Annotated in this window: 27 protein-coding genes and 2 tRNA genes; 22 read left to right on the top strand and 7 right to left on the bottom strand. The window is 59.8% G+C overall.

The features are described 5' to 3' along the window. Positions 1–100 precede the first annotated feature (100 nt). The 3 genes from IP81_RS12920 to IP81_RS12910 are packed head-to-tail and all read left to right on the top strand — an operon-like array spanning position 101 to position 3,668. Complete coding sequence (locus IP81_RS12920) at positions 101–1,390, top strand: 3-methyl-2-oxobutanoate dehydrogenase (2-methylpropanoyl-transferring) subunit alpha (protein ID WP_054108387.1); 1,290 nt, start codon at positions 101–103, stop codon at positions 1,388–1,390. Continuing rightward, entirely contained in the window at positions 1,387–2,418 is a 1,032-nt protein-coding gene (locus tag IP81_RS12915; protein WP_054108386.1) for an alpha-ketoacid dehydrogenase subunit beta, read from the top strand. Before IP81_RS12920 ends, IP81_RS12915 begins: the two co-directional genes overlap by 4 nt. A gap of 5 nt (positions 2,419–2,423) precedes the next feature. Then, positions 2,424–3,668 carry a dihydrolipoamide acetyltransferase family protein gene (locus tag IP81_RS12910; protein ID WP_054108385.1) on the top strand — a complete coding sequence of 415 codons (1,245 nt, stop codon included), beginning with the start codon at positions 2,424–2,426 and terminating at the stop codon, positions 3,666–3,668. A 2-nt stretch (positions 3,669–3,670) separates the two neighbouring features. Here IP81_RS12910 and IP81_RS12905 read toward each other — a convergent pair whose 3' ends face one another. Beyond that, positions 3,671–4,141 carry a hypothetical protein gene (locus tag IP81_RS12905; protein ID WP_054108384.1) on the bottom strand — a complete coding sequence of 157 codons (471 nt, stop codon included), beginning with the start codon at positions 4,139–4,141 and terminating at the stop codon, positions 3,671–3,673. Positions 4,142–4,310: 169 nt separating this feature from the next. Here IP81_RS12905 and IP81_RS12900 point away from each other — a divergent pair. Further along, positions 4,311–4,387, top strand: a tRNA-Asp gene (locus IP81_RS12900). 65 nt (positions 4,388–4,452) lie between these two features. On the opposite strand, the gene IP81_RS12895 is transcribed toward IP81_RS12900, so the two are convergent. From IP81_RS12895 to IP81_RS12880, 4 genes are all read right to left on the bottom strand, one after another. After that, entirely contained in the window at positions 4,453–4,683 is a 231-nt protein-coding gene (locus IP81_RS12895) for a DUF2842 domain-containing protein (RefSeq protein ID WP_054108383.1), read from the bottom strand. Further along, positions 4,680–5,315, bottom strand: coding sequence for a 5-formyltetrahydrofolate cyclo-ligase (locus tag IP81_RS12890; RefSeq protein ID WP_054108382.1), 636 nt, complete (start codon positions 5,313–5,315; stop codon positions 4,680–4,682). Before IP81_RS12890 ends, IP81_RS12895 begins: the two co-directional genes overlap by 4 nt. A gap of 155 nt (positions 5,316–5,470) precedes the next feature. Further along, the gene (locus tag IP81_RS12885; RefSeq protein ID WP_054108381.1) at positions 5,471–5,809 is read right to left on the bottom strand and encodes a cell division protein ZapA; all 339 of its coding nucleotides are present in this window, start codon (positions 5,807–5,809) and stop codon (positions 5,471–5,473) included. Further along, a complete protein-coding gene (locus IP81_RS12880) occupies positions 5,806–6,012 on the bottom strand; it encodes a hypothetical protein (protein WP_054108380.1) in 207 nt (68 codons plus the stop codon). The genes IP81_RS12885 and IP81_RS12880 overlap by 4 nt, the downstream gene beginning before the upstream one ends. Before the next feature lie 214 nt (positions 6,013–6,226). On the opposite strand from IP81_RS12880, the gene tkt reads away from it, so the two are divergent. From tkt to IP81_RS12840, 8 genes are all read left to right on the top strand, one after another. Continuing rightward, positions 6,227–8,215 (top strand): transketolase, encoded by a 1,989-nt coding sequence (tkt, locus tag IP81_RS12875; RefSeq protein ID WP_054108379.1) that lies wholly within the window; start codon positions 6,227–6,229, stop codon positions 8,213–8,215. Positions 8,216–8,236: 21 nt separating this feature from the next. Beyond that, positions 8,237–9,244, top strand: coding sequence for a type I glyceraldehyde-3-phosphate dehydrogenase (gap, locus tag IP81_RS12870; protein ID WP_054108378.1), 1,008 nt, complete (start codon positions 8,237–8,239; stop codon positions 9,242–9,244). A 14-nt stretch (positions 9,245–9,258) separates the two neighbouring features. Continuing rightward, positions 9,259–9,726, top strand: a complete 468-nt coding sequence (locus IP81_RS12865; RefSeq protein ID WP_054108555.1) for an MOSC domain-containing protein — start codon at positions 9,259–9,261, stop codon at positions 9,724–9,726. Beyond that, a complete protein-coding gene (gene pgk / locus IP81_RS12860; protein ID WP_054108377.1) occupies positions 9,723–10,910 on the top strand; it encodes a phosphoglycerate kinase in 1,188 nt (395 codons plus the stop codon). Before IP81_RS12865 ends, pgk begins: the two co-directional genes overlap by 4 nt. A 172-nt stretch (positions 10,911–11,082) precedes the next feature. Beyond that, on the top strand, positions 11,083–11,988 hold the full coding sequence (locus IP81_RS12855) for a fructose bisphosphate aldolase (RefSeq protein ID WP_054108376.1): 906 nt from the start codon (positions 11,083–11,085) through the stop codon (positions 11,986–11,988). A gap of 102 nt (positions 11,989–12,090) precedes the next feature. Next, positions 12,091–12,732 (top strand): thiamine phosphate synthase, encoded by a 642-nt coding sequence (thiE, locus tag IP81_RS12850; protein WP_054108375.1) that lies wholly within the window; start codon positions 12,091–12,093, stop codon positions 12,730–12,732. Positions 12,733–12,797: 65 nt separating this feature from the next. Next, a complete protein-coding gene (locus IP81_RS12845) occupies positions 12,798–13,916 on the top strand; it encodes a L,D-transpeptidase (protein WP_054108374.1) in 1,119 nt (372 codons plus the stop codon). A 67-nt stretch (positions 13,917–13,983) separates the two neighbouring features. Further along, on the top strand, positions 13,984–15,930 hold the full coding sequence (locus IP81_RS12840; RefSeq protein WP_054108373.1) for an OPT family oligopeptide transporter: 1,947 nt from the start codon (positions 13,984–13,986) through the stop codon (positions 15,928–15,930). On the opposite strand, the gene IP81_RS12835 is transcribed toward IP81_RS12840, so the two are convergent. Next, the gene (locus tag IP81_RS12835; RefSeq protein WP_197274620.1) at positions 15,927–16,292 is read right to left on the bottom strand and encodes a hypothetical protein; all 366 of its coding nucleotides are present in this window, start codon (positions 16,290–16,292) and stop codon (positions 15,927–15,929) included. The two genes, IP81_RS12840 and IP81_RS12835, sit on opposite strands and share 4 nt — an antisense overlap. A gap of 119 nt (positions 16,293–16,411) precedes the next feature. On the opposite strand from IP81_RS12835, the gene efp reads away from it, so the two are divergent. The 4 genes from efp (at position 16,412) to IP81_RS12815 (ending at position 19,300) form a co-directional block, all read left to right on the top strand. After that, positions 16,412–16,975 (top strand): elongation factor P, encoded by a 564-nt coding sequence (gene efp, locus IP81_RS12830; RefSeq protein ID WP_054108371.1) that lies wholly within the window; start codon positions 16,412–16,414, stop codon positions 16,973–16,975. Positions 16,976–16,979: 4 nt separating this feature from the next. Next, complete coding sequence (locus tag IP81_RS12825) at positions 16,980–17,804, top strand: inositol monophosphatase family protein (RefSeq protein ID WP_054108370.1); 825 nt, start codon at positions 16,980–16,982, stop codon at positions 17,802–17,804. A 46-nt stretch (positions 17,805–17,850) separates the two neighbouring features. After that, a tRNA-Leu gene (locus IP81_RS12820) sits at positions 17,851–17,934 on the top strand. 49 nt (positions 17,935–17,983) lie between these two features. Beyond that, the gene (locus tag IP81_RS12815) at positions 17,984–19,300 is read left to right on the top strand and encodes an amidohydrolase (RefSeq protein ID WP_054108369.1); all 1,317 of its coding nucleotides are present in this window, start codon (positions 17,984–17,986) and stop codon (positions 19,298–19,300) included. Between the two features lie 8 nt (positions 19,301–19,308). Here the strand turns inward: IP81_RS12815 and IP81_RS12810 are convergent, their stop codons facing one another. After that, positions 19,309–19,812, bottom strand: a complete 504-nt coding sequence (locus IP81_RS12810) for a hypothetical protein (protein ID WP_054108368.1) — start codon at positions 19,810–19,812, stop codon at positions 19,309–19,311. Positions 19,813–19,963: 151 nt separating this feature from the next. Between IP81_RS12810 and radA the strand changes: the two genes are divergently transcribed. From radA to phaR, 6 genes are all read left to right on the top strand, one after another. After that, a complete protein-coding gene (radA, locus tag IP81_RS12805; RefSeq protein ID WP_054108367.1) occupies positions 19,964–21,331 on the top strand; it encodes a DNA repair protein RadA in 1,368 nt (455 codons plus the stop codon). A gap of 11 nt (positions 21,332–21,342) precedes the next feature. Then, a complete protein-coding gene (locus IP81_RS12800; protein ID WP_054108366.1) occupies positions 21,343–21,897 on the top strand; it encodes a CvpA family protein in 555 nt (184 codons plus the stop codon). A 1-nt stretch (position 21,898) separates the two neighbouring features. Further along, positions 21,899–22,318: an iron-sulfur cluster assembly scaffold protein gene (locus IP81_RS12795; protein ID WP_197274619.1), complete on the top strand. Its 420-nt coding sequence runs from the start codon at positions 21,899–21,901 to the stop codon at positions 22,316–22,318. Between the two features lie 96 nt (positions 22,319–22,414). Continuing rightward, positions 22,415–24,043 (top strand): MFS transporter, encoded by a 1,629-nt coding sequence (locus IP81_RS12790; protein WP_054108365.1) that lies wholly within the window; start codon positions 22,415–22,417, stop codon positions 24,041–24,043. Next, positions 24,036–25,085 carry an alanine racemase gene (gene alr / locus IP81_RS12785; protein WP_054108364.1) on the top strand — a complete coding sequence of 350 codons (1,050 nt, stop codon included), beginning with the start codon at positions 24,036–24,038 and terminating at the stop codon, positions 25,083–25,085. The genes IP81_RS12790 and alr overlap by 8 nt, the downstream gene beginning before the upstream one ends. Positions 25,086–25,173: 88 nt before the next feature. Then, complete coding sequence (gene phaR / locus IP81_RS12780) at positions 25,174–25,725, top strand: polyhydroxyalkanoate synthesis repressor PhaR (protein WP_054108363.1); 552 nt, start codon at positions 25,174–25,176, stop codon at positions 25,723–25,725. The last annotated feature ends 44 nt before the right edge of the window (positions 25,726–25,769 follow it).

Raw genomic sequence — 25,769 nt, 5'->3', positions numbered from 1 at the left:
AAATAAAATAACAAACACCGAGAATATTGCGTCTTGCGGCTTTTTGCTTATGCTGGAAGTCTTGGCGCGGGAGAGTCAGTCAGATGCATGCGGATCAGTCATGATCGATAAAGCGCGCGGCAACTTGCCGCCCCTATCGCTCCACGTGCCAGAGCCGAAGTTCCGGCCCGGCGATGTGGTCGATTATTCGCACTTGGCCATCCCGCCAGCAGGCATGCAACCGCGCCCTGATGAACAATGCGCGCCGGTTGAAACGCACCCGCTGTGCCTTGATATGGTGCGCGTGCTGGACGAGGGCCATCGCGCGACAGGGCCGTGGGACCCCAAGCTGGATGGCGAAACCCTGCGCCGGATGCTGCGCACCATGGCGCTCACCCGTGCATTCGATGACCGGATGTATCGCAGCCAGCGGCAGGGCAAGACTAGCTTCTATATGAAATGCACCGGCGAGGAGGCGACGTCAGTCGCCCCCGCCATGGCGCTGGCGCATGATGACATGGTGTTCCCGAGTTATCGTCAGCAGGGCATCCTGATTGCGCGTGGCTATCCGCTGGTTGATATGGTCAACCAGATCTATTCCAACCGCGCCGACAAGCTGAAGGGCCGCCAGTTGCCGATCATGTATTCGGCGCGTGAGGTTTCGTTCTTCTCGATCTCGGGCAACCTTGCCACACAATATCCGCAAGCTGTGGGGTGGGCGATGGCCAGCGCGATCAAGGGTGATAGCCGGATCGCGGCTACATGGATCGGCGAAGGCTCCACTGCCGAGAGCGATTTCCATGCGGCGATGACTTTTGCCGCGGTTTATAACGCGCCTGTCATCTTCAATGTCGTCAACAACCAGTGGGCAATTTCGAGCTTTTCGGGCTTTGCCGGGGCTGAACGGACAACCTTTGCTGCGCGCGCGATCGGCTATGGCATCGCCGGGCTTCGTGTGGATGGCAACGATCCGCTAGCGGTCTATGCCGCAACGCAATGGGCCGCCAACCGCGCGCGTTCAAACGCGGGGCCAACACTGATTGAACATTTTACGTATCGCGCCGAGGGGCATTCCACCTCCGACGATCCGGGCCAGTATCGTTCGGCGCAGGAGCGCGAGGAATGGCCGCTGGGCGATCCGGTCATGCGGCTGAAGCAGCATTTGATCGCGCTGGGCGAATGGTCGGAAGAGCAGCAAGTGGCGATGGACCGCGAACTTGTGGAGCAAGTCAAAGCGGCAACCAAGGAAGCCGAAAAGAACGGTATCCTTGGCCATGGTTTGCATCACCCGTTCCGCACCATGTTCGAAGACGTGTTCGAAGAACTGCCGTGGCATCTCAAGGAACAAAGCGAACAGGCGATCCGCGAGCGAAAGATCAAATGGCCGGAATGGAAGGAGGACGAGGCATGACAGAGCCTGTCTCCATCCGCCGTCTCAACATGATCGAAGCGATAAACGATGCGCTCGATATCATGATGGAGCGCGATCCTGATGTGGTTGTGATGGGCGAGGATGTCGGCTATTTCGGCGGCGTGTTCCGCGCCACTGCCGGCTTGCAGAAGAAATATGGCAAGACGCGCGTGTTCGATACCCCGATCAGCGAATGCGGGATCATCGGCGTGGCCGTGGGCATGGGCGCATATGGCCTGCGGCCGGTGCCCGAAATCCAGTTTGCCGATTATATCTATCCCGGCCTTGACCAGCTTGTGTCGGAGGCCGCGCGGCTCCGCTATCGTTCAGCCGGGGAATTCATCGCACCGATGACTGTCCGCTCCCCGTTCGGCGGCGGCATCTTTGGCGGGCAAACCCACAGCCAAAGCCCCGAAGCCTTGTTTACGCATGTTTCGGGCATCAAGACGGTGATCCCGTCCACCCCGCATGACGCCAAGGGCCTGCTGATCGCCGCGATTGAAGACGATGATCCGGTGATCTTCTTCGAACCCAAGCGCATCTATAACGGCCCGTTCAACGGCTATTACGACAAGCCGGTCGAGCCCTGGTCCAAACATGCCGACAGCGAAGTGCCCGATGGCTATTATTCCATCCCCTTGGGCAAGGCGCGGATCGTGCGTCCGGGCGAGGCTTTCACGGTTCTCGCCTATGGCACGATGGTCCATGTGGCGGCGGCGGTTTGCGCAGAAAAGGGCGTGGATGCCGAAATCATCGATCTACGCTCGCTCGTCCCGCTGGATATAGCGACTGTGGAAAAGTCGGTGGAGAAAACCGGCAAATGTCTGATCGTCCACGAAGCCACGCGCACCTGCGGTTTTGGTGCTGAACTTTCCGCTTTGGTGCAAGAGCGCTGCTTCTACCATCTTGAAGCCCCGATCGAGCGCGTCACGGGCTTTGATACACCTTATCCCCACAGCCTCGAATGGGCCTATTTTCCCGGCCCTGTCCGCATTGGCGAGGCAATCGACCGTTTGATGAAGGCCTGATCGCTATGGCAACCTACACATTCCGCCTGCCCGACATTGGCGAGGGCATCGCCGAGGCTGAAATCGTCGCATGGCATGTCTCTGTTGGTGACCTGATCGAAGAGGACGCCCGCATCGCCGACATGATGACCGACAAGGCCACGGTCGAGATGGAAAGCCCCGTTTCCGGCCGCATCGTCGCTGTCGCAGGCGAAGTGGGCGATGTGATTGCGATTGGCTCGGCACTGGTCGTGATCGAAACGGAAGGGGAAGGGGAGGTTGAAGAACCGGTGGCTGAACCTGCCACTGTATCCAAATCCCTGGAACCGTTCGTGTCGAGCGAAGTCGAGACACCAGACGCCCCGCCATCACCGGATACGAACCGGCCCATGGAAGGGACCAAAGTGCTCGCCAGCCCCGCCGTGCGCCAGCGCGCAAAAGACCTTGGCATTGATCTGGCCCAGGTCCGCCCGTCGGAAGAAGGCCGTATCCGCCACGCCGATCTTGACCAGTTCCTCGCTTATAACAGTGCAGGCGGTTATCGTCCTGCCGGTGGGCAAAGTGCCGATGAACACATCAAAGTTATCGGCATGCGTCGCCGCATTGCGGAAAACATGGCCGCATCAAAGCGCAACATCCCGCACTTCTCCTATGTCGAAGAGTGTGACGTAACGGCGCTGGAAGTTATGCGCGCCCAGCTCAACAGCAGCAAGGGTGACAAGCCCAAGCTGACGATGCTGCCCTTGCTGATAACCGCCATTTGCCGCGCTCTGCCGCAGTTTCCGATGCTCAATGCGCGCTATGATGACGAGGCAGGAATCGTAACGCGTTACGGTTCTGTGCATCTTGGCATCGCCGCCCAGACCCCGGCAGGCCTGATGGTGCCTGTCATCCACGATGCGCAGGCGCTCAATTTGTGGCAACTGGCGCGCGAGATCGGACGGCTTGCCGAGGCGGCGCGTAACGGATCGGCAAAGCCCGCGGAACTGTCCGGCTCAACGCTGACAGTCACTTCTCTTGGCCCCTTGGGCGGCATTGCGACAACGCCGGTGATCAACCGCCCTGAAGTTGCGATCATCGGGCCGAACCGCATCGTTGAACGCCCGATGTTCGTATCGGATAGCATGGGCGGCGAACGGATCGAGAAGCGCAAGCTGATGAATATCTCGATCAGTTGCGATCACCGCGTCGTCGATGGCCACGATGCCGCCAGTTTTGTGCAGGCGGTGAAGACTTTGATTCAAACGCCGGTGCTGTTGCTTGCGAGCTGACCCTAGCGGATGATTCCGCGATAGGTGATCTGGCCGCTGCCGCGCAGGGCGAGGGAGCCCGGCACTCGCCAGCGCAAATGGGTGACGTCTTCGGGTGCGGCTGCGCGGATAAAGCCGTCGCGCCCTGCCACGCGCAAGTCTTCCAGGCGGCCCCAGCTATGGCCACCGTCGACAGACACTTCCTCTGTGCCATCAGCGCTGCGCTGGAAAGCAACCGCGCGGGGCAGGGGATTGGTGACGACAAAATCCTTGCCCCGCCGTGCAGTCCAATTGACGATGAAGATCACCTGATCGCCCGGATTCAACCGGTCCGCCCGTGCAAGGATGCGGCTTTTGCCGCCACCGGGCGCAGACACGAACTTTTCCACAAACACATCGCTGGCAAAGTGGACCGTATCGGCGGCCTGTACGGCAAACGGTGCGCACAAGGCAGCGCCGGTTCCTGCGCCCAGGATGATTGAACGTGCAAGCATAACAAGCCCTTCCGGCGCAGGATCTGCGCCACAGCGGGGTTTGCCACAGAGACGCTAAATCGTGGTTAACGCGCGCGAAACCCTAATTTTCGGCTTTGCTCAAAAATGCTGCGCGATCATCGTTGACACGGTGCGATCACTGCCATAGAGGCGGCGCTCCCAAGGGTGAGCGGGTGTAGCTCAGTTGGTTAGAGTATCGGCCTGTCACGCCGAGGGTCGCGGGTTCAAGTCCCGTCACTCGCGCCACCTTGGGGAATTTTCCCACAAATGTCGGATAGATGCGCGGTTCCGTTAACGGGACCAGCGCTGATTCAACTCCAGCGGCCGGTTTCCATCCAGATCAGAAAACGCCGCAGCGGCAGCAGCCATGCTACGCCCAGAATGACATAGACGACGGTTTGCAACAGCACGTGCCACTGTCCGATGATTGATGAAGCAGATGCCACCGCCACTGCGTAAAGCGTCAAACCGATTAGCAGCGCAATGATGCCGATGGGCTTGCGCCATGTGGGCTGCCAATCGGGGCGCTCGTCTTGTTTCATGCTGCATTTTCCCATGGGCCATAGATTCGTGTCGGCGTTACCACGGCGTGGAGCGGACGGTCATGCGTCTCACAGGGCAGTTCGCCCACAAGCTGGCAATCCCACGCAAGACCTATGGGCAAAGCAGAAGGATTCGCCGCCAGCCAGCGATCATAATGGCCACCGCCTTGGCCCAACCGGTCGCCTTGCGCTGTAAAGCCGACCAGCGGGACAAACACAACATCCGGAACAATCTCGGCAGCGTCTGCTTCGGGCTGCTTGATGCGCTGCCACGGGCTTGGCGCTAACATATCATCCACCCATGGCGATCCCCATTCGCGAAAGATCATCGGCGCGCCCCTGTTCGCAAACCACGGCAGGGCGATCTTGTGACCTGCTTCATGGAAGTGGCGGGCATAGGACGTGGCAGGCGCTTCGCCCGGGCCAGCCAGATAGAGGCCAATCGTTGCACCCGCCGGAACCAGCGCCGCAACGGGCGAAGGCGGCTGCTTGAACATGAGCGCCTGGAAGCGCGGGTCTAAAGCAAGAACGTGGGCATTGCGCTTGGCTCTTAAATCGCGGCGCAACGATGCTTTTTGATCCACGCACAACTCCGCAGTGGTTCTTGGAGGGGAGGGTGACGGGCCCACCATGGGTCGTTAGCTCGGAAAATCCTCTGACGCCTCGACGTCAGGTGGGGACCGCTTACTCAGGACCAGGGTCCCATGCAGGGGCAGCCCCCTTGGATTGCTTATAGCCTCAGGGATATTCATGCGGCTCGTGCCGGGCAGATCCCGTCACCCCCTAGTTAGGCCTTCGCAGGCCCATGCTCAAGGGCTAACCCAAGTTTTTCCAAGCGTTCGGCCAGAAGATTGATCCGCGCAACTGTGCGCTCGTCAACTGGGCTTGCCGCAGCGCTTGGTTTTGCCGGGTCCGTGGGTGGAGGTGCTTGCTTATGCAACTCATGCAATTCATCGGCCAGCATTAGCGCCACGACCAGCAGCATCCGCGCCTCGTTCGGCGCACCGCCCATTTTGCGCGCGCGGTCGTCCAGCATACGCCCGAGCATTTCGATGTGCGATTCCTCGCCCTCGGCGCAAGAGACAACAAAGGAGCGTCCGCCAATTGGAAGGCTGACGTTGCTCATTTTGGCAATCCTGCCAGAAGAAGATCAAGCTGGTGCAATTCCTGCGCCACCGTATCTTTCAATTTGCGATGCCGCACTTTGAGGACAGCGAGCTCCTCGTCAGCCCCGCCGCCATTATTGCCCCGTCGGGAAAGTGCCACCTCAACCGTATCGAGTGCTTGCTCAAGCCGATCCAGCGCGGCATCCAATGCTTCAGTTGCCATAGAGGACGACGCTAACACATTGTTGGTTTATCGCAACAGCCAAGCCGAATACCGACAGTGTCTTGCTGCGAATATTGCCCGAATGGCGCTTCTGTTAAGTACCCCCGGCCTTGACCATAAGGGCCTGCGTGATCAAAGAGGCGGCGCTCCGAATCATCGGAAAAGATGCGTAAGGTTCCCAGAGCCTGCACGACATGGAAGGTTTTTTGCAAGCATGACACGCCAATCCGCCACGCTGGCGCACAGTCAGGACCAGTTGGCTCCTATGGCCAATGCAATCCGCGCGCTCGCTATGGATGCCGTTCAGGCTGCAAATTCCGGCCATCCCGGCATGCCCATGGGTATGGCCGATGTGGCCACCGTATTGTGGACGCAGTTCCTCAAGCATGATCCGGCAGCTCCCAAGTGGTCCGACCGTGACCGTTTCGTGCTGTCAGCCGGTCACGGCTCGATGCTCATCTATGCGCTGCTTAACCTCACAGGTTACGCCGCGCCCACGATGGATGACATCCGCAATTTCCGCCAATTGAACAGCCCTTGCGCAGGCCATCCTGAAAACTTCATGCTCGATGGCGTTGAGTGCACGACCGGTCCACTCGGGCAGGGTCTGGCGATGGCCGTTGGCATGGCCATGGCAGAGCGTCACCTGAACGCGCAATTTGGCGACGATCTGGTTGACCACAAAACATGGGTCGTCGCCGGTGACGGTTGCCTGATGGAAGGCATCAACCACGAAGCCATCGGCCTTGCCGGCACGCTGAAGCTTGGCCGTCTCAACGTGCTGTGGGACGATAACAAGATCACGATCGATGGCGATACCTCGCTTTCGACCACCGAGGATATCCTTGGCCGCTACACCGCCAGCGGTTGGCACGTCACGACATGCGATGGCCATGATTTTGCTGATATCGCCCGCGCTCTGTCCGAAGCTTCAACTGATCCACGTCCGTCACTGGTTGCTTGCCGCACCGTGATCGGCAAAGGCGCGCCCAACAAGCAGGGCGGCCACAATGTCCACGGCTCACCTTTGGGCGCTGATGAAATCGCCGCCGCGCGCGAATATCTGGGTTGGACCTCCGCTCCATTTGAAGTGCCCGCCGAAATCCTCGCCAACTGGCGGGCTGCCGATGCATTGGGCCAGGCTGACCATGCCGCTTGGGCTGCACGCGCTGCAAGCAACCCCAAGGCTGCCGAACTCGCACGCCGCATGGATGGCGTGCTTCCGGCGGAAACCGGCTTTGATGCCTATATCCAGTCGCTAATCGCCAACCCGCCCAAAGTTGCTACCCGCAAATCCAGCGAAATGGCATTGGAAGCGTTCACCGCCAACGTGCCTGAAATGGTCGGTGGCTCGGCTGACCTTACCGGCTCGAACAACACCAAGACCAAATCGACCCTGCCGTTTACGCCTGACAGCTATGATGGCCGCTATGTCTATTACGGTATTCGCGAATTCGGCATGGCGGCGGCGATGAACGGCATGGCGCTGCATGGCGGCGTGATTCCCTATGGCGGCACCTTCCTGATCTTCTCGGACTATTGCCGCAACGCGATCCGCATGTCGGCATTGCAGCACCAGCGCGTGGTCTATGTGCTGACGCACGATTCGATCGGCCTTGGCGAAGATGGCCCGACCCATCAGCCGGTTGAGCATGTCATGTCCTTGCGCATGATCCCGAACCTGCTGGTGTTCCGTCCTGCCGATGCCATCGAAACGGCTGAAGCATGGGCGCTGGCGCTGGCCAGCAAGGATCGTCCATCGGTCCTCGCGCTTACCCGCCAGAACCTTACCCCGGTGCGCTTCGATGCCGAAATGAAGAGCGCCAAGGGTGCTTATCGCCTGGTTGAAGCGCAAGCTGCGCGCAAGGTTGTACTGATCGCTACCGGCTCGGAAGTTGCCATCGCCAAGGATGTGGCCGCAGCGCTCGAAGCGCAGGGCATCGGTGCAGACGTCGTTTCCGCGCCATGCTGGGAACTGTTCGACGAACAGGACGCTTCTTATCGCGCAGATATTTTGCCTTCAGACGTTCTCAAGGTCTCTGTTGAGGCGGGAGTAACCTTAGGCTGGCAGAAGTACGTTGGCGACGGGCTGACGATTGGTATCGATTCGTTCGGTGCCTCGGCGCCCATCGAAGCGCTGTTCGACCATTTCGGTCTGACGGCTGACAAGATTGTTCCGCAAATCCTTTCGCGGGTATCGTAATCTAAACAGGAGATCCTCATCATGGCGACCAAGGTTGCAATCAACGGTTTCGGACGTATCGGGCGCAATGTAGCACGCGCCATCCTCGAACGGCCCGATTGCGGCCTTGAACTGGTCTCGATCAACGATCTGGCAGACGCCAAAGCCAACGCCCTGCTGTTCAAGCGCGATAGCGTGCACGGCGCTTTTGGGGGTGATGTTTCGGTCGATGGCAATGATCTGATCGTCAACGGCAAGCGCATTCAGGTGACCGCAGAGCGCGATCCTGCCAACCTGCCGCATGCCGCCAATGGCATCGACATCGCTCTGGAATGCACCGGTTTCTTCACGACCCGCGAAGGTGGCCAGAAGCACCTGGATGCAGGTGCCAAGCGCGTGCTGATCTCGGCTCCGGGCAAGAATGTTGACCTCACGGTTGTATTCGGTGTGAACGATGACAAGATCACCGGCGATCATAAGATCGTGTCGAACGCATCGTGCACCACCAACTGCCTCGCCCCGATGGCCAAGGTTCTGCATGAAGCCATCGGTATCGAGCGTGGCCTGATGACCACAATCCACTCGTATACCAACGACCAGAAGATCCTTGACCAGATCCACAGCGATCCGCGCCGCGCCCGCGCTGCTGCGATGAACATGATCCCTACCAGCACCGGCGCTGCCGTTGCCGTTGGCGAAGTTCTGCCAGACCTCAAGGGCAAGCTCGATGGTTCGTCGATCCGCGTGCCCACGCCAAACGTCTCGGTCGTCGATCTCACCTTCACGCCAAAGCGCGATACCACGCTGGCAGAAGTGAACGCCGTGCTCAAGGCTGCTGCGGAAGGTCCGCTCAAGGGCGTTCTCGGTTATACCGAAGAGCCTTTGGTTTCGATCGATTTCAACCACGATTCGCACTCGTCAACCATCGACAGCCTCGAAACCGCCGTGCTCGAAGGCAAGCTGGTTCGCGTGCTTTCGTGGTACGATAATGAGTGGGGCTTCTCGAACCGCATGCTCGATACCGCAGGCGTGATGGCAAAGTTCCTCTAAGGTTGATGCGCAACATGGGGCGTCTTGGTGGCATTGCACGGCATGAACGGTCGCGCAGTGCTATCGAGACGCTCCAAAGCATTTCGGTAACCCGCGCATCGGGCGTCGCCGGTGACAAGAGCGGCGTTATTCGTCCCGGCGGCAAGGGGCGGCGCCAGATTTCACTGATTGAAGCGGAAAGCTGGGACGCCGCACTGGCCGACCTGCCTCCTGGCGCCGATACTGCGCTGCCTTGGCACGTCCGCCGTGCCAACCTGCTTGTGCAAGGCATCCGCCTGCCGCGTGAGGCCGGAAAAGTCATCGCCATTGGCGAAAGCTTGCGCATAGTAATTACCTGCGAATGCGATCCGTGCAGCCGCATGGACGAAATCCAGCCCGGTCTGAAAGACGCACTCCTGCCTGATTGGCGCGGCGGTGTGCTCGGCCGGGTGCTGACCGATGGCGATATTGCCATCGGTGATGAAGTGAGGATCGAGGAATGAGCTTCAAAACCCTTGACGATATTGGCGATGTCACCGGCAAGGCCGTGCTCGTCCGCGAAGACCTGAACGTGCCGATGGCTGATGGCCTTGTCACCGATGACACCCGCCTGCGCGCCACCGTCGCGACGCTCAACGAACTGTCAGACAAGGGTGCAAAAGTGCTCGTTCTGGCGCATTTCGGACGCCCCAAGGGCGAGCCTTCCGAAGAGTTCTCGCTCAGGAAGCTTGCCGCACCGCTGTCGCAAGTGCTGGGCCGTCCGGTCAGCTTCATCGATTGGGAAGGCGACAAGGAAGCCGTCGCCGCGCTGAAGGCTGGCGATATCGCCATCCTTGAAAACACCCGCTTTTTCGGTGGCGAGGAAAAGAACGATCCCGCCGTGATCGAACGCTTTGCCAGCCTTGGCGATTTCTATGTCAACGATGCGTTCTCTGCCGCGCACCGCGCGCATGCTTCAACCGAAGGCCTTGCCCACGTGCTGCCCGCATTTGCCGGACGCGCGATGGAAGCTGAATTGACTGCGCTTGAAAAGGCGCTGGGCAAGCCCGAGCATCCGGTGGCAGCCGTTGTCGGCGGTGCCAAGGTTTCCACCAAGCTTGACGTGCTCAAGCATCTGGTGGGCAAAGTCGATCACCTGATCATCGGCGGCGGCATGGCCAACACCTTCCTTGCCGCCCGCGGCGTCGCCGTCGGCAAATCGCTGTGCGAACATGATCTCACCGCCACGGCAGACGAAATCCTCGACAACGCTGATAAAGCAGGCTGCACCGTCCACCTGCCTTATGACGTTGTGGTTTCAAAGGAATTCGCCGCAAATCCGGCGTCCCTGCGTACCTGCAATGTCCATGAAGTGGCAGCGGACGAGATGATCCTCGATGTCGGCCCGACTGCGGTCGAGGCGCTGGCCGATGTCCTCAAAACCTGCAAGACACTGGTCTGGAACGGACCAATGGGTGCGTTTGAAACCGAACCGTTTGACGCCGCCACTGTCGCGCTTGCGCGCACCGCGGCTGCGCTGACCAAAGAAGGTTCGCTTGTTTCAGTAGCGGGCGGCGGTGATACCGTTGCGGCGCTTAATCACGCTGGTGTTGGCGGAGACTTTTCTTATGTATCGACCGCCGGCGGGGCTTTCCTGGAATGGATGGAAGGCAAGGAATTGCCCGGTGTTGCCGCCCTTGTTGCATAAATTTCGGCTGCGTTGATGATTTTTTAAAGGCGCGTGTTGCACTGCGGCACGCGCCTTATTATGGCGAGTCAACGAATAGCTATGCGCCAATTATTGGCGCATTATTTTGGCGCACTGGCGCATAGGTATGCGGAGCCTGTATTCCGGGCTTCAATGAACACAGGATGGGCTCATGAACACGACCGAAATGACCGCAAAGATGGCCTCCGGTAACGGCTTCATCGCCGCTCTTGACCAGTCGGGCGGCTCCACCCCCAAGGCACTGGCAGGGTACGGCGTCACCGAAGATGCCTGGACCACCGAAGAAGAAATGTTCGGTCTGATTCACGGTATGCGCGCCCGCATCATCAGCTCCGATGTGTTCCACGGCGAAAAGGTGATCGGCGCGATCCTGTTCGAACGCACGATGGACGGCATGGTGGATGGCAAGTCTGTACCACAGGCGCTGATCGAAAAGGGCGTGGTTCCTTTCATCAAGATCGACAAAGGTCTTGAGGACGAAGCAAACGGCGTCCAACTGATGAAGCCGATGCCAACGCTTGACGAACTTCTCACCCGGTCAAAGGCGCTCGGCGTATTCGGCACCAAGGAACGCTCGGTCATCAATTCGGCCAACCGCGAAGGCATCGCCGCTGTAGTAAAGCAGCAGTTCGAAGTCGGCATGCAGGTGCTTGGCCACGGCATGATGCCAATCATCGAACCTGAAGTGAACATCAAGAGCGCCACCCGCGCCGAATGTGACACGATCCTGCTCGACGAAATCCTCAAGGCATTGGACGCGCTGCCCGAAGGCGTGCAGGTCATGCTCAAGCTTTCGCTGCCCGTTGCGCCTTGCACCTTCGATCCGCTGGTGTCGCATCCCAAGGTGCTGCGCGTTGTTGCTCTCTCGGGTGGCTACAAGCGCCCCGAAGCTTGCGTGGAACTGGCCAAAAACACCGGCATCATCGCCAGCTTCAGCCGCGCCCTTCTGGAAGACCTGCGCCACCAGATGACCGACGCGGAATTCGATGCAGCGCTTGGCGCCGCGATTGACGATATCTACGCTGGATCAACCAACAAGATCGCAGTACCAGCCTAATTCCTGTTTGAGAGGACGGAAAGGCACGCCTCGCACCCGGCAAAAGCCGGGGCGGGGCGTTTTTCTTGCGGTAACGGCAGTGCAGGGATATGGGCCACAGCCATGACTGAACTTGCCAGCGAACTTTACCTGATCTCCCCCCTCGATGTGACGGGCCAGTTCCCTGATCGGCTCGCCCGCGCGCTTGATGCAGGGCCGGTCGCGGCATTCCAGTTTCGCGTTAAAGGGTTGGATGATCACGCTGCGGCCAAACTTGCCGAACCCCTCCAGCGCATTTGTGCTGACCGCGAAGTAGCGTTCATCATCAATGACTCGGTCAGCCTTGCCAAACGGCTCGATGCCGATGGCGTGCACCTCGGTCAGAAGGACGGCGATGTGCGTGAGGCGCGCGAACGGCTTGGCCGCGATGCGCAGATCGGCGTGACCTGCCACGACAGCCGCCACCTTGCGATGGCAGCGGGCGAGGCAGGGGCTGATTACGTCGCGTTCGGCGCATTCTTCCCCTCAGCCACCAAGGAAACAGAATTCGCAGCTGGCCTCGATCTGCTGGAATGGTGGCAGGGCATTTTCGAACTCCCCTGCGTTGCCATCGGCGGCATTACGCCTGAAAACTGCGGCACGATTGTGCAATCAGGCGCAGATTTCATTGCCGTCTCCAACGCCGTCTGGGGCGGCGACGAAGCCGCCGCCATAGTAGCCTTCCACGAAGCCATCCGCGCCAATCCCCGCAGCACCGATCAATAAGCGGGCAGGGGGGAACTCCAGCACCTTCCCGAACGTTCTGACCGGATAACTGTCCGGGAATTCAGATGCTTCGCCACGCCACTGCCGCCGCACTCGTTCTGGTTTCACTCTCAGCATGCAATTCGGATCCTGGGCAGCCACAAACGGCCGGGGAGACGACGGCGGCTCTGGCGCCTGATCCCATGATGTCGCGCGATCCCGCTTCCGGCCAACCGGGCGAGCGTGAGGATACCCCATTGCCGATCATGCAGGCGCAAGTCGTGCTTGAGCGCTTCGGCTTTGCGCCGGGTGTCATCGATGGCAAATTGGGCCTGTCCACGCGCAATGCGCTGGAGGCCTATCAATCGGCGAGCAATCTGCCCGTGACCGGAACGTTTGATCCTGACACGATCAAAGCGCTTGCTCCGTGGTCGAACATCGCGGCAACGCGCGCGGTGACAATCCCCGAAGCATTCGCGCGCGGGCCGTTCGCGCCGCTCCCCAAAGCACCTGCCGAACAGGCAAAGCTTCCGGCGATGGGATATGTTTCTCTGGAAGAAAAGCTGGCAGAGCGGTTCCACACCACCCCCGAAGTTCTGCGCATGCTCAATCCCGCAGCCACACGCCATGAAGTCGCTTCACAAGCAGCCGCGCCAGAACCGGCGGTCTATCGCGCCGGGCAGCAATTGCGCGTTCCCAATGTCGGAGCCGATGCTTTTGATGGCGCGACGGTCGAAAACAAGGAATGGGCAGCAACGCTAGCCAGCCTCGGCGTGGGAACATCACAGCCCGATGCCGCGCGGATCGTCGTGAGCAAAGCCGCAGGCTCGCTCAAGGTGTTCGACAGGTCCGACAAGCTTGTTGCGGTCTTCACCGTCACCACCGGTTCCGCCAAGGACCCGCTGCCCCTCGGCGATTGGTCCATCGACGGCAAATCGTACAATCCGGAATTCAGCTATGACGCCGGCCTGTTTTGGGATGTGCCCGATAGCAAGGGCGAACATCTGCTGCCACCGGGGCCAAACGGGCCGGTGGGCGTGGTGTGGATAGACTTGTCCAAAGAGCATTACGGCATCCACGGCACGCCAGAGCCGCAGACAATCGGTCGTGCGCAAAGTCATGGCTGCGTGCGCCTGACGAATTGGGACGCAGCGCGGCTCGCGCAAATGGTCAGCGGATCAACCAAGGTTACGTTTACCAGTTGATCCCGCTTCCCCCAGCGCGTTTGGCGTGCCAGACAAGCGCCTTAAACCTCGCTGAGCGGAGTAGCGCATGATCGGGACTACGACCCCAAGGGAACTGACCATCCGGGGCGTTATCCTCGGCGCGTTGCTGACGGTCGTGTTCACCGCGGCCAACGTCTACCTCGGGCTGCGGATCGGCTTGACCTTTGCCACCTCGATTCCGGCTGCGGTTATCTCGATGGCGGTGCTGCGCGCCTTCTCCGGCGCAACCATTCAGGAAAACAATATCGTCCAGACCATCGCCAGCTCGGCGGGCACGCTGTCGGCGATTGTGTTTGTGCTGCCGGGTCTGGTCATGGTCGGTTGGTGGGCAGATTTCCCCTATTGGGAATCGGTCGCCGTGATCGCGGTGGGCGGCATTCTGGGCGTTATGTATTCGGTGCCGCTGCGCCGCGCACTCGTCACCGGTTCCGATCTGCCCTATCCTGAAGGCGTTGCCGCTGCCGAAGTGCTGAAAGTAGGCGCGGGCGTTGGCGGGGAAGACGAAAACCGCAAGGGCCTTGCTGCCGTCACCACTGGTGGCTTGCTCGCCGCGCTCTACCCCTTGCTCGCCAAGATGAAATTCGCGGTTGAGGAAGTGGGTGGCGTGTTCAAAGTGGGCACAGGCGGTTCGATGCTGTTCGGCGGCCTGTCGCTCGCCCTTGTGGGCGTCGGCCATCTTGTCGGCATCGCGGTGGGCATCGCCATGCTCACCGGCATCGTCATCAGCTTCGGCGTGCTACTGCCGCAGTTTACCGCCGGTGGCGCACCTGCGGGAACAGAGCTGGCAGACTTTGTCGGCACCGTGTTCCGCCAGAAAATCCGCTTCATTGGTGCGGGCACGATTGGCGTTGCCGCTATCTGGACGCTGCTGCGCGTGATCGGCCCGATCATCCGCGGCATCACCGGCGCGCTTGCCGCCAACAAGGCACGCAAAGGCGCGGGCTATGAAAGCCTCGCCTTGACCGAGCGCGATATTCCCATCGGCATCGTCGGGGCCACGATCCTGCTTTCGATGATCCCGATTGCGCTGTTGCTGGCCGATTTTGCGGTCGGCGGCCCGGTTGCAGGCGCGCTCGGCCTCACGCTGATCGCCTCGGTGGTCTATGTGCTGGTCGCAGGCGTCATCATCGCCTCGGTCTGCGGCTATATGGCGGGACTTATCGGCGCATCGAACAGCCCGATCTCGGGCGTTGGCATTCTAGCCGCGCTCGGCATTTCGCTGCTGCTGCTCGGCCTGTTCGGGCAGGGCGGCAGCGAGGCCGATACCAAGGCTCTCGTCGCCTTCGCGCTGTTCGTCACCGCCATCGTGTTTGGGGTGGCGACGATCTCGAACGACAATCTCCAAGACCTTAAAACCGGCCAGCTTGTCGGCGCAACACCTTGGCGTCAGCAAGTGGCGCTCGTGCTTGGCGTGCTGTTTGGTGCGCTGGTGATCCCGCCGATCCTCGATCTGCTCAATTCAACCTTCGGATTTCAAGGCGCTCCCGGCGCGGGCGAAAACGCACTATCCGCGCCTCAAGCCGCACTGATCTCCGCCATTGCCCAAGGTGTGCTGGGCGGCAGCCTCGATTGGAACCTCGTCGGGCTAGGCGCGGCCATCGGCGCAGGCGTGATCGCGGTGGATGAACTGCTCAAGCGCTCAGGCAAAAGCCTGCCACCGCTTGCCGTGGGGATGGGGATGTATCTGCCAACGCAGGTCACCATGCTGGTGATCGTGGGTGCCGTGCTGGGCCATCTCTATAACCGCTGGGCCGCCCGCCAAACCGCGCCGGACCTTGCAGAGCGCATGGGTGTTCTGACGGCTACCGGCCTGATCGTGGGCGATAGCCTGTTCAACATCGCCTATGCTGCCATCGTTGCGGCGACGGACAACCCTGATGCATTGGCTTTGGCGGAAGGGTTCCCCACGAGCCTTCCGTTCGGGCTCGCCTTGTTTGCCGCTATTCTGGCCTATGCCTATTGGCGCATGCGGCGAGATGGAAAGTCGGCTTAACCCGGGGTCGCGATGTTGACCGGGCTGGCGTGGACGCAGCGCAAACCTGTTTGCCTGTCGCCATCACCCGTTTCGCGCATGATCTCTTCACCATCCAAAGTGAAGCGCCGACCGGCAAATGTGCCGCTGGTCAGCGTCACATCGCCCGCAAGCCGCAGATACGAACCGCGCACGCCATCAGGTGCAATATAGCTCGAATCAGCGATTGTGGTGAAGCTGAGTTCTGGCTTGGCAACTGGCATGACCGTCGCATCGCCGGGCACTTCGCAAGACCAATTGCCCAATTGCAGCGTCTTCAGCTTGCCGCCCGGCACTGCGTTGGCCGTAGAGGCAAGGCTGATCAGCCCAAGGGCGAGAAGCATGATGCGTTTCATTCAATTTGCGCTAGCATGCGACGCCTGCTTGAAGCAACCGCCACGAACGGCTAAGGGCCGCGCTTCAGATTATTACAACCCGTTTCTCTTGCAAGGCTCTTTCCATCATGAAGATCAGCGGCGTGGACATCCGTCCGGGCAATATCCTGGAATACGAAAAGGGCATCTGGAAAGTTGCCAAGACCCAGCACACCCAACCCGGCAAGGGTGGCGCGTTCATGCAGGTCGAGATGAAGAACCTCATCGACGGCCGCAAAACCAACGTCCGCTTCCGCAGCCAGGACACGATCGAACGCGTGCGTCTTGATACCAAGGACTTTCAGTTCCTCTATGCCGAGGGCGAGGATCTGGTGTTCATGGACGTCGAAACCTACGACCAGATCACGCTGCCTTCCGATCTTCTGGGCGATGCCGCCGCCTTCCTGCAAGACGGCATGACCGTCCTTCTCGAAATGTATGACGAACGCCCGATCTCGGTGCAGTTGCCCGATCAAGTTGAAGCCACCATCGTCGAGGCTGACGCTGTCGTAAAAGGCCAAACCGCCTCGTCATCCTACAAGCCTGCCATTCTCGATAATGGCGTGCGCGTGATGGTTCCGCCGCACATCGGCAGCGGCACCCGCATCATCGTCGACGTTTACGAGCGTTCGTACGTCGGCAAGGTGGGCTGATTAGATGGCAGCTATTTCCGGCATAATCCGGGTGATGGAGCGTGCGGCCCGCAAGGCCGGACAGCGCCTGCGCCGGGATTTCGGCGAAGTCGAACATCTGCAGGTCAGCAAAAAGGGGCCTGCGGATTTCGTGTCCAAGGCCGATCAGACGGCTGAGCGTACCCTATGGGACGAATTGCGTGCAGCGCGCCCCGACTGGGGCTTCCTGATGGAAGAGGGCGGTGAAATCCCCGGTGAAGACGGCAAGCCGCGCTTCATCATCGACCCCTTGGATGGCACCACCAATTTCCTCCATGGCATCCCGCACTTCGCTATCTCGATTGCCGTGCAGGAACGCACGCTGGATGGCAGAGATTGGGGCGAAGTCACCGCCGGGATCGTCTATCAGCCGATCACAGACGAAAGCTTCTGGGCTGAAAAGAGCCGTGGCGCGTGGTTGCAGGACCGCCGCCTGCGCGTTTCGGCGCGGCGCTATATGGACGAAGCGTTGATCGCCACGGGCATTCCTTTTGCCGGGCATGGCGACATCAACGAATGGGCGCGGATTTACGCCGAACTTGGCCCGCGCATCGCCGGTATCCGCCGCAATGGTGCTGCGTCGCTCGATCTCGCATGGGTCGCCGCTGGCCGTTATGACGGCTACTGGGAAAGCAGCCTTCAGCCTTGGGACACGGCGGCAGGATGCTTGCTCGTGCGTGAGGCAGGCGGCTTTGTTTCCGATTATAGGGGCCGTTCGCAGCCCATCTGCGATGAAACGATCCTTGCCGGAAATGATGCTCTCCACTCAAAGTTGCACAAGCTTTTGGCAGAAGCGCTTCGCAACACTTGACGTAACGCTGGGGGCGTGGCTAAGGCCCGTCCCCAGAAGTACCCGTGCCCCTGTGGCGGAATGGTAGACGCGAACGACTCAAAATCGTTTGTTGAGAGACGTGCCCGTTCGAGTCGGGCCAGGGGCACCATCCGCATAAATTGATTGTCTGTCGCGCCGAAGCGGTTAGCTTGCGCGCCATGAAATCCTTGCTCGCCGCCGTGTCGGCTCTCGCACTTACCGCATCACCCGCACAGGCTGACGCCATCAGCGATACCATCACCCGCGATCTGCCCGGGTTGATGGAGATCTACCGTGATTTTCACGCCAACCCCGAACTTAGCTTTCAGGAAGTCCGCTCAGCCGCGCGCCTTGCGGCTGAAGCGCGCAAGGTCGGCTTCGAGGTTACCGAAAAAGTCGGCAAGACCGGCGTCGTTGCGGTCATGCGCAACGGGGCAGGGCCGGTTGTCCTGATTCGCGCTGATATGGACGGCTTGCCGGTGATCGAACAGACCGGCCTTGCTTATGCTTCCAAAGCACGCGGCACGTCCACGGCGGGCGTCGAAAGCGGCATCGTGCACGCCTGCGGCCACGATACCCATATGACCGCGTGGATCGAGGTCGCGCGGCTTATGGCCACAAACCGCAAGATGTGGTCGGGCACACTGGTCATGGTCGGGCAGCCTGCCGAAGAAGTGGGGCTGGGCGCGCGGGCTATGCTGGCAGACGGGCTCTACACCCGCTTCCCCAAACCCGATTATGCCATCGCCTTTCACGATAGCGGTGATCTGGCGGGCGGCGTGATCGGCACCCTTCCGGGTTATTCCTTTGCCAATGTCGATAGCGTCGATCTCACCGTTCGCGGCCTTGGCGGGCACGGTGCCTACCCGCAAACCACCAAGGACCCCATCGTTCTTGCCAGCGCCATCGTCACCCGGTTGCAAACACTGGTCAGCCGCGAGATGAGCCCGTTCGAACCATCGGTCGTCACCGTGGGTAGCTTTCACGCAGGCGCCAAACACAACATCATTCCCGATGAGGCGCAGTTGCAATTGACCGTGCGCAGTTATGGCGATGCTCATCGCCAGCGCCTGCTCGATGGTATCGCCCGCATTGCCAAAGGAGAGGGCATCGCAGCCGGTTTACCCGAAGAGCGTATGCCGACCATGCTGGTGCGTGAACCCCACACCCGTGCAACGTGGAACACGCCTGACTTCACGCGGAGAATCCACGCATTGCTTGCGCAAAAGCTGGGTACTGGCCGGGTCGTTGAAACCACACCCACCATGGCCGGCGAAGACTTTGGCGAGTTCGGCTTGGCCGATAGCGCGAATATTCAAACCACGATCCTGTGGGTTGGTGCAAGACGCGCCGAAGAGCTTGAAAAAGCCCGTAAAGAAGGCACCGCCTTACCGTCTTTGCACAGCCCGTTTTTCGCCCCCGAAGCCGATAAGGTCATCGCAGCAGGCGCGGAGGCGCTTGTTGTTTCAGCGTTGGATTTGATGCAGAAGAAGTAACAGTCGCATTACTCGGTAGTTGGCGGTCCCGAGCGTGCCGCTGATGCCGCAGCGAGGGCTTCAATCTGTTCCGGCGAAGGGATTACATTTCCTTTCGCGGCTTGCTTGGCAGCACTTTCTTTAAGCTTTTTAATAGCAGCCGCGCGGCTTTCGGGGCTCAGTTTGGCAAGCAAAGCTTGGCTGTGCTCGATGATGACCTCCATTTTCGCAGGGGGCGGCGGGGTCGGCGGAGCTTCACCACCGCCGGCACTATTACCACCAAAATTCGCAGGTGGCCCCGCATCAGCAGCAAAAGCAGCGTTAGCAGAGCGCTGCTTTGAACTGTCGTTTCGATTGTCGACCAACTTGGTTTTGCCGAACTTTGCTTCCTCGGCCTTTTTGAGTTCGGCGTGTTTCTCGTTGGAAGCCATTGATTCTTGCGCGCCGCCGCTCGAAAAGACCGCCACGATGATTGCGATGGCAATCGTGCCAATCGCGAAATGGCGATAAAGCTTGGGATCAATGCCCAGCATGTGCGGTGATGTTGTAGCCATGTGGCAGGAGATACCACGCCAGCGTTAACGATGATCCCAATTGGCATGGTTACAAAATCCTTGCGATTTTGGCATCAAATTGCATCGGCGTGGCCTTGCGTTCCTTGTATGTTCTGAATATGCATTAGTCATGGCAAAACCGAAACGCCGCTATGTCTGCCAGGCTTGTGGCAGTGTTACGCACCGCTGGCAGGGTCAGTGCGCGGATTGCAGCGAATGGAACACGCTGGCCGAAGAAGCGCCGGAAACGGTATTTTCTGCCAAGCATGATCTATCCAGCGGGGGCCGCCGCGTCGCTTTCGTCTCGCTTGATGCGCCCATCGCGCTGCCGCAACGCCGCAAAACCGGGATTGCCGAATTTGACCGTGCCTTGGGCGGTGGGTTGGTTCCGGGCAGCGCAATCCTTATGGGCGGTGATCCGGGTATCGGCAAATCTACGCTCCTACTCCAGGCTTCGGCAAAGGTGGCGATGGAAGGCGGGACTGCGGTCTATATCAGCGGGGAAGAAGCCTCGGATCAGGTGCGATTGCGCGCCGATCGTCTGGGCCTTGGCAAAGCGCCTATCCGGCTTGCCGCCGCCACCTCGGTGCGCGACATTTTAACCACGCTGGGCACGATGGAACCGCCAGCCTTGCTGGTGATCGATTCGATCCAGACGATGCACTCCGATCAGATCGAAGGCGCTCCCGGAACCGTAAGCCAGGTGCGCGGCTGTGCCTTTGAACTGATCCGCTATGCCAAGGAAACCGGCACGGCATTGGTGCTGGTTGGCCACGTCACCAAAGATGGCTCCATCGCCGGACCGCGTGTGCTCGAACACATGGTCGATGTTGTGATGAGCTTTGAGGGTGAACGCAGCCACCAGTACCGCATCCTGCGCGCGATCAAGAACCGCTTTGGCGCGGTGGATGAAATCGGCGTTTTCGCCATGGCGGGATCGGGCCTCGAAGAAGTCGGCAATCCCTCGTTGCTGTTTCTATCCGGACGAGAACAGGAAGTTCCCGGCAGCGCGGTGTTCCCCGCGCTCGAAGGAACGCGCCCGGTATTGGTTGAAATTCAGGCGCTCACTGTCCGGCTTGCCAGTGGTGCCACGCCGCGAAGGGCGGTGGTAGGATGGGATAGCGGGCGTCTTGCCATGCTGCTGGCCGTGCTCGAAGCGCGCTGCGGGCTCAATTTCTCAACCGCAGAAGTCTATCTCAACGTGGCAGGCGGCTATCGGTTGACCGATCCCGCAGCCGATCTTGCCGTGGCCGCCGCGTTGGTTTCGGCCTTGTCCGATAAGCCGCTGCCTGCCGATTCTATCTGGTTTGGCGAGATTTCGCTTTCGGGCGAAGTACGCCCCGTCGCACATACCCCTGTGCGCATGCGTGAAGCGGCAAAGCTTGGCTTTACGCGTGGCTGCGGACCAGAGGCAGGTGCAGAGAAAGTTGCGGGCCTGAAGTATTCTCCGCTACGGTTGCTGCCAAATCTGATTGACCGGGTCATGGGCGGGACATAGGCTAAAGCGCTATGACTGGTTTTGATTATTCCGTCCTGTTTCTCGTGGGCGTTTGCGCCGTTGGCGGGTTCTTGCGAGGCTTCGTTCAGGAAGTGATGGCGCTGGCTGCGTGGTGTCTTTCGCTGCTCGCCGTCCACTATTTCCATGAAACGGCCACGTATTATCTGTCGGCCTATCTCCCATATGAAACCGGCGCAGGCATTCTGGCGTTCTTTTTGCTGTCGTTCCTCCCGTTGTTTGCCGGGCGGTTTGTGGCGCGGCGGATGGGGCGGGCAAGTCGCAGTTCGGCGGTGGGGCCGATTGACCGGCTGCTGGGCTTCGGCTTCGGCGCGATCAAAGGCTTCATCATCATCGTGCTGGGTTATTCCGTGGTCGTCTTTGGTTATGACATTATCAAAGGCGCAGATGGCAGACCCGAATGGATGACCGCGTCGCGCAGCTATCCCTTCCTTAACGCCGCCAGCGAAGAACTGATGACCATGATCGGTGATCGCCGCAAAGAAGCGACCAGTCAGGCCTCTCAAGCCAGTCAGGTCAGGGTGCACCGCCCCGGCGCAACGGATTAGCATGAACGGCGCTGCCAGGCTTTACACCCCCGAAATTCTTAGCGCCGCGATGGAGTTGACGGCTTACCCGTGGGACGAAGGGCTGCGCTTGCAGGCAACAGCACGCTCGCGCAGTTGCGGCAGTGCTATCGAAATAGGCCTCGCGATCGATACTGCTGGCAACGTGTCAGCCATCGGTATAAAATCGCACGCTTGCGCGATCGGACAAGCCGCCGCAGCGCTGTTTGCGAAAAGCGCGGTCGGGCAAAGCCCTGCCGCCTTGCGGGAAGCCCGGCAAAGTCTTGCGCGCTGGTTGCAAGAGGGCGGGGCACAACCTGCTTGGCCCGGCATCTCACTGCTCGAACCTGCGCGTAGTTTTCCGGCCCGTCACCCGGCCATTCTGCTCGCATGGGATGCGGCACTCAGTGCGCTGGGCCAATAACGTCGTATGCAAACTGTCTATCTGTAGGGCTTTCATGGGGCAGCCCACTTCGCTAGAGCAATCGCAACAAGAGATAGGTCTTCGGGGGAATCTGGTGTGAGCGCTACAGACGTTAAGGATCTCGCAGGCGAGCCGAGCGCCTCGGACATCCGGTTGGTGATCGCAGCAAGTTCGGCTGGCACCGTGTTCGAATGGTACGATTTTTTCATTTACGGCACGCTCGCCTCGATCATCGGCAAGACCTTTTTCCCGTCTGATAATGCCACCCTGCAAGTTCTCCTCGTATGGGCGGGCTTTGCCGTCGGGTTCGGCTTCAGGCCGCTTGGCGCAATCCTGTTCGGCTATCTGGGCGACAAGCTAGGCCGCAAATATACTTTCCTCGTCACGGTCACGCTGATGGGCGTGGCCACAGCCGGGGTCGGCATGATCCCTTCGGCAGCTTCCATCGGCCTGTTTGCCCCTGCCATCGTGATCTTCCTGCGTGTTTTGCAAGGGCTTGCGCTTGGTGGCGAATATGGCGGCGCGGCCATCTATGTAGCCGAACATGCCCCGGGCGGACGGCGCGGCTATTACACCAGCTTCATTCAGGCCAGTGTCGTGGGTGGTTTCGTGCTCAGCCTGATCGTGGTGCTTTCCAGCAAGGCGTTGATGACGCAGGAGTTCTGGCTGGCATGGGGCTGGCGCGTGCCCTTCCTGCTCAGCATTGCGTTGCTGGCGGTGTCGCTGTGGATGCGGCTGAAGCTATCGGAAAGCCCGGTGTTCCAGACGATGAAGGAACAAGGCGAACTGGCCGGCAATCCTTTCGTCGAAAGCTTCACTTATCCCGGCAACAAGAAGCGCATTTTCGTGGCGCTGTTCGGGATTTCCGCGGGCATCACCGTAATCTGGTACACCGCGATGTTCACTGGCCTCGGCTTCCTCAAATCGGCCATGCATCTCGATGATACTTACGCCGAAATCGTAGTCGGGCTTGGTGCGGGCATCGGCATGGCGTTTTATATTCTGTTTGGCGCGCTATCAGACCGGATCGGTCGCAAAAAGCCGATGGTGTTCGGCTATATTGCAACGCTGTTGCTTTTGTTCCCGACATTCTGGCTGCTTGGGGCCGCCGCCAACCCCGAACTTGCGGCAAATGCTGCACGCAACCCTGTCGTCGTCAGCGGTGCTGATTGCCATTACAGCCCATTTGCTTCGGAACAGGATAGCAATTGCGGAAAGCTGCTTGGTGATCTGGCCGCATCGGGTGTTACCTACAGCGTGCGCGAAGCATCCGTGTTCGCCATGACGGTGGGCGGATCGGCGGTCGATCTGTCGGTGTTTCCTTGGGATCGCAAATCCGCAGCGCGCAGCGAGGCTTTGCAAACCGAATTGGCGAAACACGGCTATGATTTTGCCAAAGTAAAGCCTTCCTTGGGCAGGACCATTGCGGTTATCGCCGCATTGCTCGGGCTGATGGCGTTGTCTGGCGCTACTTACGGGCCAACGGCGGCGATCCTCTCGGAAATGTTTCCGCCGCGCATCCGCTACAGTTCAATGTCGATCCCCTATCACATCGGAACCGGCTATTTCGGCGGTTTTCTGCCGCTGATTTCCAGCTACATCGTGGCGCGTACCGGCGATCCTTATGCGGGCCTATGGTATACTTGGGTCATCGTGTTGGTCGGACTGCTTGTGGCGGTATGGGGGTTGAAACCCGGTTTGCCCACCGATTTTCAGGATGACTGATACCATCGCGCCGCCACCTTCAGCGCTACGCCTGGCGATGGATGCCCGCGCGCTTGTCGCCAATTGGCAGGCGCTGTCGGCGATGTCTGGCTCAGCCGAGGCGGGCGCTGCGGTCAAGGCGAATGCTTATGGGCTCGGGGCAGGGCGGGTCACCCAAGCCCTGGCGAAGGCCGGGTGCCGCAACTTCTTCGTGGCGCACTGGCGCGAAGTCGCCGATCTGCTGCCGCATGTCCCTGCAAGCCAGATCGCGGTGCTTCACGGGCCGATAACTGCGCAAGATATAGCCTATGCGCGCGCAACAGGTGCGCGCCCTGTCCTGAACAGCCTTGCCCAAGCGCGCCTGTGGCAAAGCAGCGGCGGTGGTTTGTGCCATATTATGATCGATACTGGCATGAACCGCTTGGGCCTATCCTTGAACGATCTTGGCGATTGCGTGCTGGATGGCCTCGATATTGACCTGTGCCTCAGCCACCTCGCCAGCGCTGACGAAGATGTTGCGCAAAACGAAAGTCAATTGCGCGCCTTCCGGCAAGTTCGCCTTAACGTCCAAGCCAAACGCTATAGCTTGGCCAACAGCGCCGGTATCGCGCTCGGCAGCGCCTATCATGCCGATCTCACGCGGCCCGGCCTTGCGCTTTATGGCGGCATCCCCCGGCCCGAATTTGCAAACACCATCGCACAGGTCGCATTCCCCGAAGCCTGCATCATCCAGATCCGCACGCTTCAGGCAGGCGATCAGGTCGGCTACAATGCCACCTTCACCGCAGACCATCCCATGCGGGTCGGCGTGCTGGCACTCGGCTATGCCGATGGCTACTTGCGGTGCTGGTCCGGCAAGGGGCGGTTTGTGTTTGCAGGACGCGAAGTGCCGGTTCTGGGCCGTGTTTCAATGGACCTCACCATCGTTGATCTGGGCCAGGTGCCTGATTGTCAGGAAGGCGATTGGTTGGGCGCCATCTATGATCTGCCTGCTGCGGCAAAAGCCAGTGGCCTATCGCAGTATGAATTGCTAACGCTGATGGGCCAGCGCTTTTCACGATAACCTGTTGTTAAGCGAGACTATTAAGAATTGTTGCGCTGCACATACTGCACATGCTAAAAGGGTCGATCACACGTTGGGGTCGCAATCCATGTCCAGTGAATCCAAGTCCGGCGAAGTTGTCATAATCAAAAAATACGCCAACCGCCGGCTCTATAATACAAGTACCTCCAGCTATATCACGCTCGACCATCTCGCGCAGATGGTGAAGGATAATGTTGATTTCAAAGTGCTGGATGCCAAAACGGGTGCTGACCTCACCCACGCGATCCTGACGCAAATCATCATGGACGAAGAGGCCACGGGCGAGCAGATCCTGCCGACCAATTTTCTGCGCCAACTGATCTCGATGTACGGGAACTCGATGCAGGCCTTCCTGCCGGGCTATCTTGAAGCATCAATGGATCACTTCCGCGATAATCAGGCCAAAATGCGTAAAGCGATCGAAGAAAGCATCGGCACCAATCCCTTGGCGCAGATTGCGCAGCGCAACATGGAAATGTTCAAGGCTGCCGCCGCAGCGTTCGTGCCCGGCGCTGTCGGCAAGGACGATGAAAAGCCCGCCGCCGAAGGTGGCGAGCTTGATGCCCTGCGTTCGCAAATGGCCGAAATGCAGAAAAAGCTCGACCAGCTTGTGAAGTAGAAATGCGCTCCCGCAATAGCCAATCCGGCATTGCGGGAAACGCT

The sequence above is a fragment of the Novosphingobium sp. AAP83 genome (assembly GCF_001295795.1).
Classification (GTDB): domain Bacteria; phylum Pseudomonadota; class Alphaproteobacteria; order Sphingomonadales; family Sphingomonadaceae; genus Novosphingobium.
This window is presented reverse-complemented; position numbering and strand designations above follow the sequence as displayed.

What these genes read in the sequence shown, in the direction of transcription:
- IP81_RS12920 (WP_054108387.1), top strand. Translation starts at nt 101, where the DNA reads ATGATCGATAAAGCGCGCGGCAACTTGCCGCCCCTATCGCTCCACGTG.
- IP81_RS12845 (WP_054108374.1), top strand. Translation starts at nt 12,798, where the DNA reads ATGCTTCGCCACGCCACTGCCGCCGCACTCGTTCTGGTTTCACTCTCA.
- thiE (WP_054108375.1), top strand. Translation starts at nt 12,091, where the DNA reads ATGACTGAACTTGCCAGCGAACTTTACCTGATCTCCCCCCTCGATGTG.
- IP81_RS12815 (WP_054108369.1), top strand. Translation starts at nt 17,984, where the DNA reads ATGAAATCCTTGCTCGCCGCCGTGTCGGCTCTCGCACTTACCGCATCA.
- efp (WP_054108371.1), top strand. Translation starts at nt 16,412, where the DNA reads ATGAAGATCAGCGGCGTGGACATCCGTCCGGGCAATATCCTGGAATAC.
- gap (WP_054108378.1), top strand. Translation starts at nt 8,237, where the DNA reads ATGGCGACCAAGGTTGCAATCAACGGTTTCGGACGTATCGGGCGCAAT.
- IP81_RS12895 (WP_054108383.1), bottom strand. Translation starts at nt 4,683, where the DNA reads ATGAAACAAGACGAGCGCCCCGATTGGCAGCCCACATGGCGCAAGCCC.
- IP81_RS12905 (WP_054108384.1), bottom strand. Translation starts at nt 4,141, where the DNA reads ATGCTTGCACGTTCAATCATCCTGGGCGCAGGAACCGGCGCTGCCTTG.
- IP81_RS12800 (WP_054108366.1), top strand. Translation starts at nt 21,343, where the DNA reads ATGACTGGTTTTGATTATTCCGTCCTGTTTCTCGTGGGCGTTTGCGCC.
- IP81_RS12855 (WP_054108376.1), top strand. Translation starts at nt 11,083, where the DNA reads ATGAACACGACCGAAATGACCGCAAAGATGGCCTCCGGTAACGGCTTC.
- IP81_RS12840 (WP_054108373.1), top strand. Translation starts at nt 13,984, where the DNA reads ATGATCGGGACTACGACCCCAAGGGAACTGACCATCCGGGGCGTTATC.
- IP81_RS12795 (WP_197274619.1), top strand. Translation starts at nt 21,899, where the DNA reads ATGAACGGCGCTGCCAGGCTTTACACCCCCGAAATTCTTAGCGCCGCG.
- IP81_RS12915 (WP_054108386.1), top strand. Translation starts at nt 1,387, where the DNA reads ATGACAGAGCCTGTCTCCATCCGCCGTCTCAACATGATCGAAGCGATA.
- IP81_RS12885 (WP_054108381.1), bottom strand. Translation starts at nt 5,809, where the DNA reads ATGAGCAACGTCAGCCTTCCAATTGGCGGACGCTCCTTTGTTGTCTCT.
- pgk (WP_054108377.1), top strand. Translation starts at nt 9,723, where the DNA reads ATGAGCTTCAAAACCCTTGACGATATTGGCGATGTCACCGGCAAGGCC.
- IP81_RS12810 (WP_054108368.1), bottom strand. Translation starts at nt 19,812, where the DNA reads ATGCTGGGCATTGATCCCAAGCTTTATCGCCATTTCGCGATTGGCACG.
- IP81_RS12880 (WP_054108380.1), bottom strand. Translation starts at nt 6,012, where the DNA reads ATGGCAACTGAAGCATTGGATGCCGCGCTGGATCGGCTTGAGCAAGCA.
- IP81_RS12865 (WP_054108555.1), top strand. Translation starts at nt 9,259, where the DNA reads ATGGGGCGTCTTGGTGGCATTGCACGGCATGAACGGTCGCGCAGTGCT.
- IP81_RS12825 (WP_054108370.1), top strand. Translation starts at nt 16,980, where the DNA reads ATGGCAGCTATTTCCGGCATAATCCGGGTGATGGAGCGTGCGGCCCGC.
- tkt (WP_054108379.1), top strand. Translation starts at nt 6,227, where the DNA reads ATGACACGCCAATCCGCCACGCTGGCGCACAGTCAGGACCAGTTGGCT.
- radA (WP_054108367.1), top strand. Translation starts at nt 19,964, where the DNA reads ATGGCAAAACCGAAACGCCGCTATGTCTGCCAGGCTTGTGGCAGTGTT.
- phaR (WP_054108363.1), top strand. Translation starts at nt 25,174, where the DNA reads ATGTCCAGTGAATCCAAGTCCGGCGAAGTTGTCATAATCAAAAAATAC.
- alr (WP_054108364.1), top strand. Translation starts at nt 24,036, where the DNA reads ATGACTGATACCATCGCGCCGCCACCTTCAGCGCTACGCCTGGCGATG.
- IP81_RS12910 (WP_054108385.1), top strand. Translation starts at nt 2,424, where the DNA reads ATGGCAACCTACACATTCCGCCTGCCCGACATTGGCGAGGGCATCGCC.
- IP81_RS12835 (WP_197274620.1), bottom strand. Translation starts at nt 16,292, where the DNA reads ATGCTTCTCGCCCTTGGGCTGATCAGCCTTGCCTCTACGGCCAACGCA.
- IP81_RS12890 (WP_054108382.1), bottom strand. Translation starts at nt 5,315, where the DNA reads ATGGTGGGCCCGTCACCCTCCCCTCCAAGAACCACTGCGGAGTTGTGC.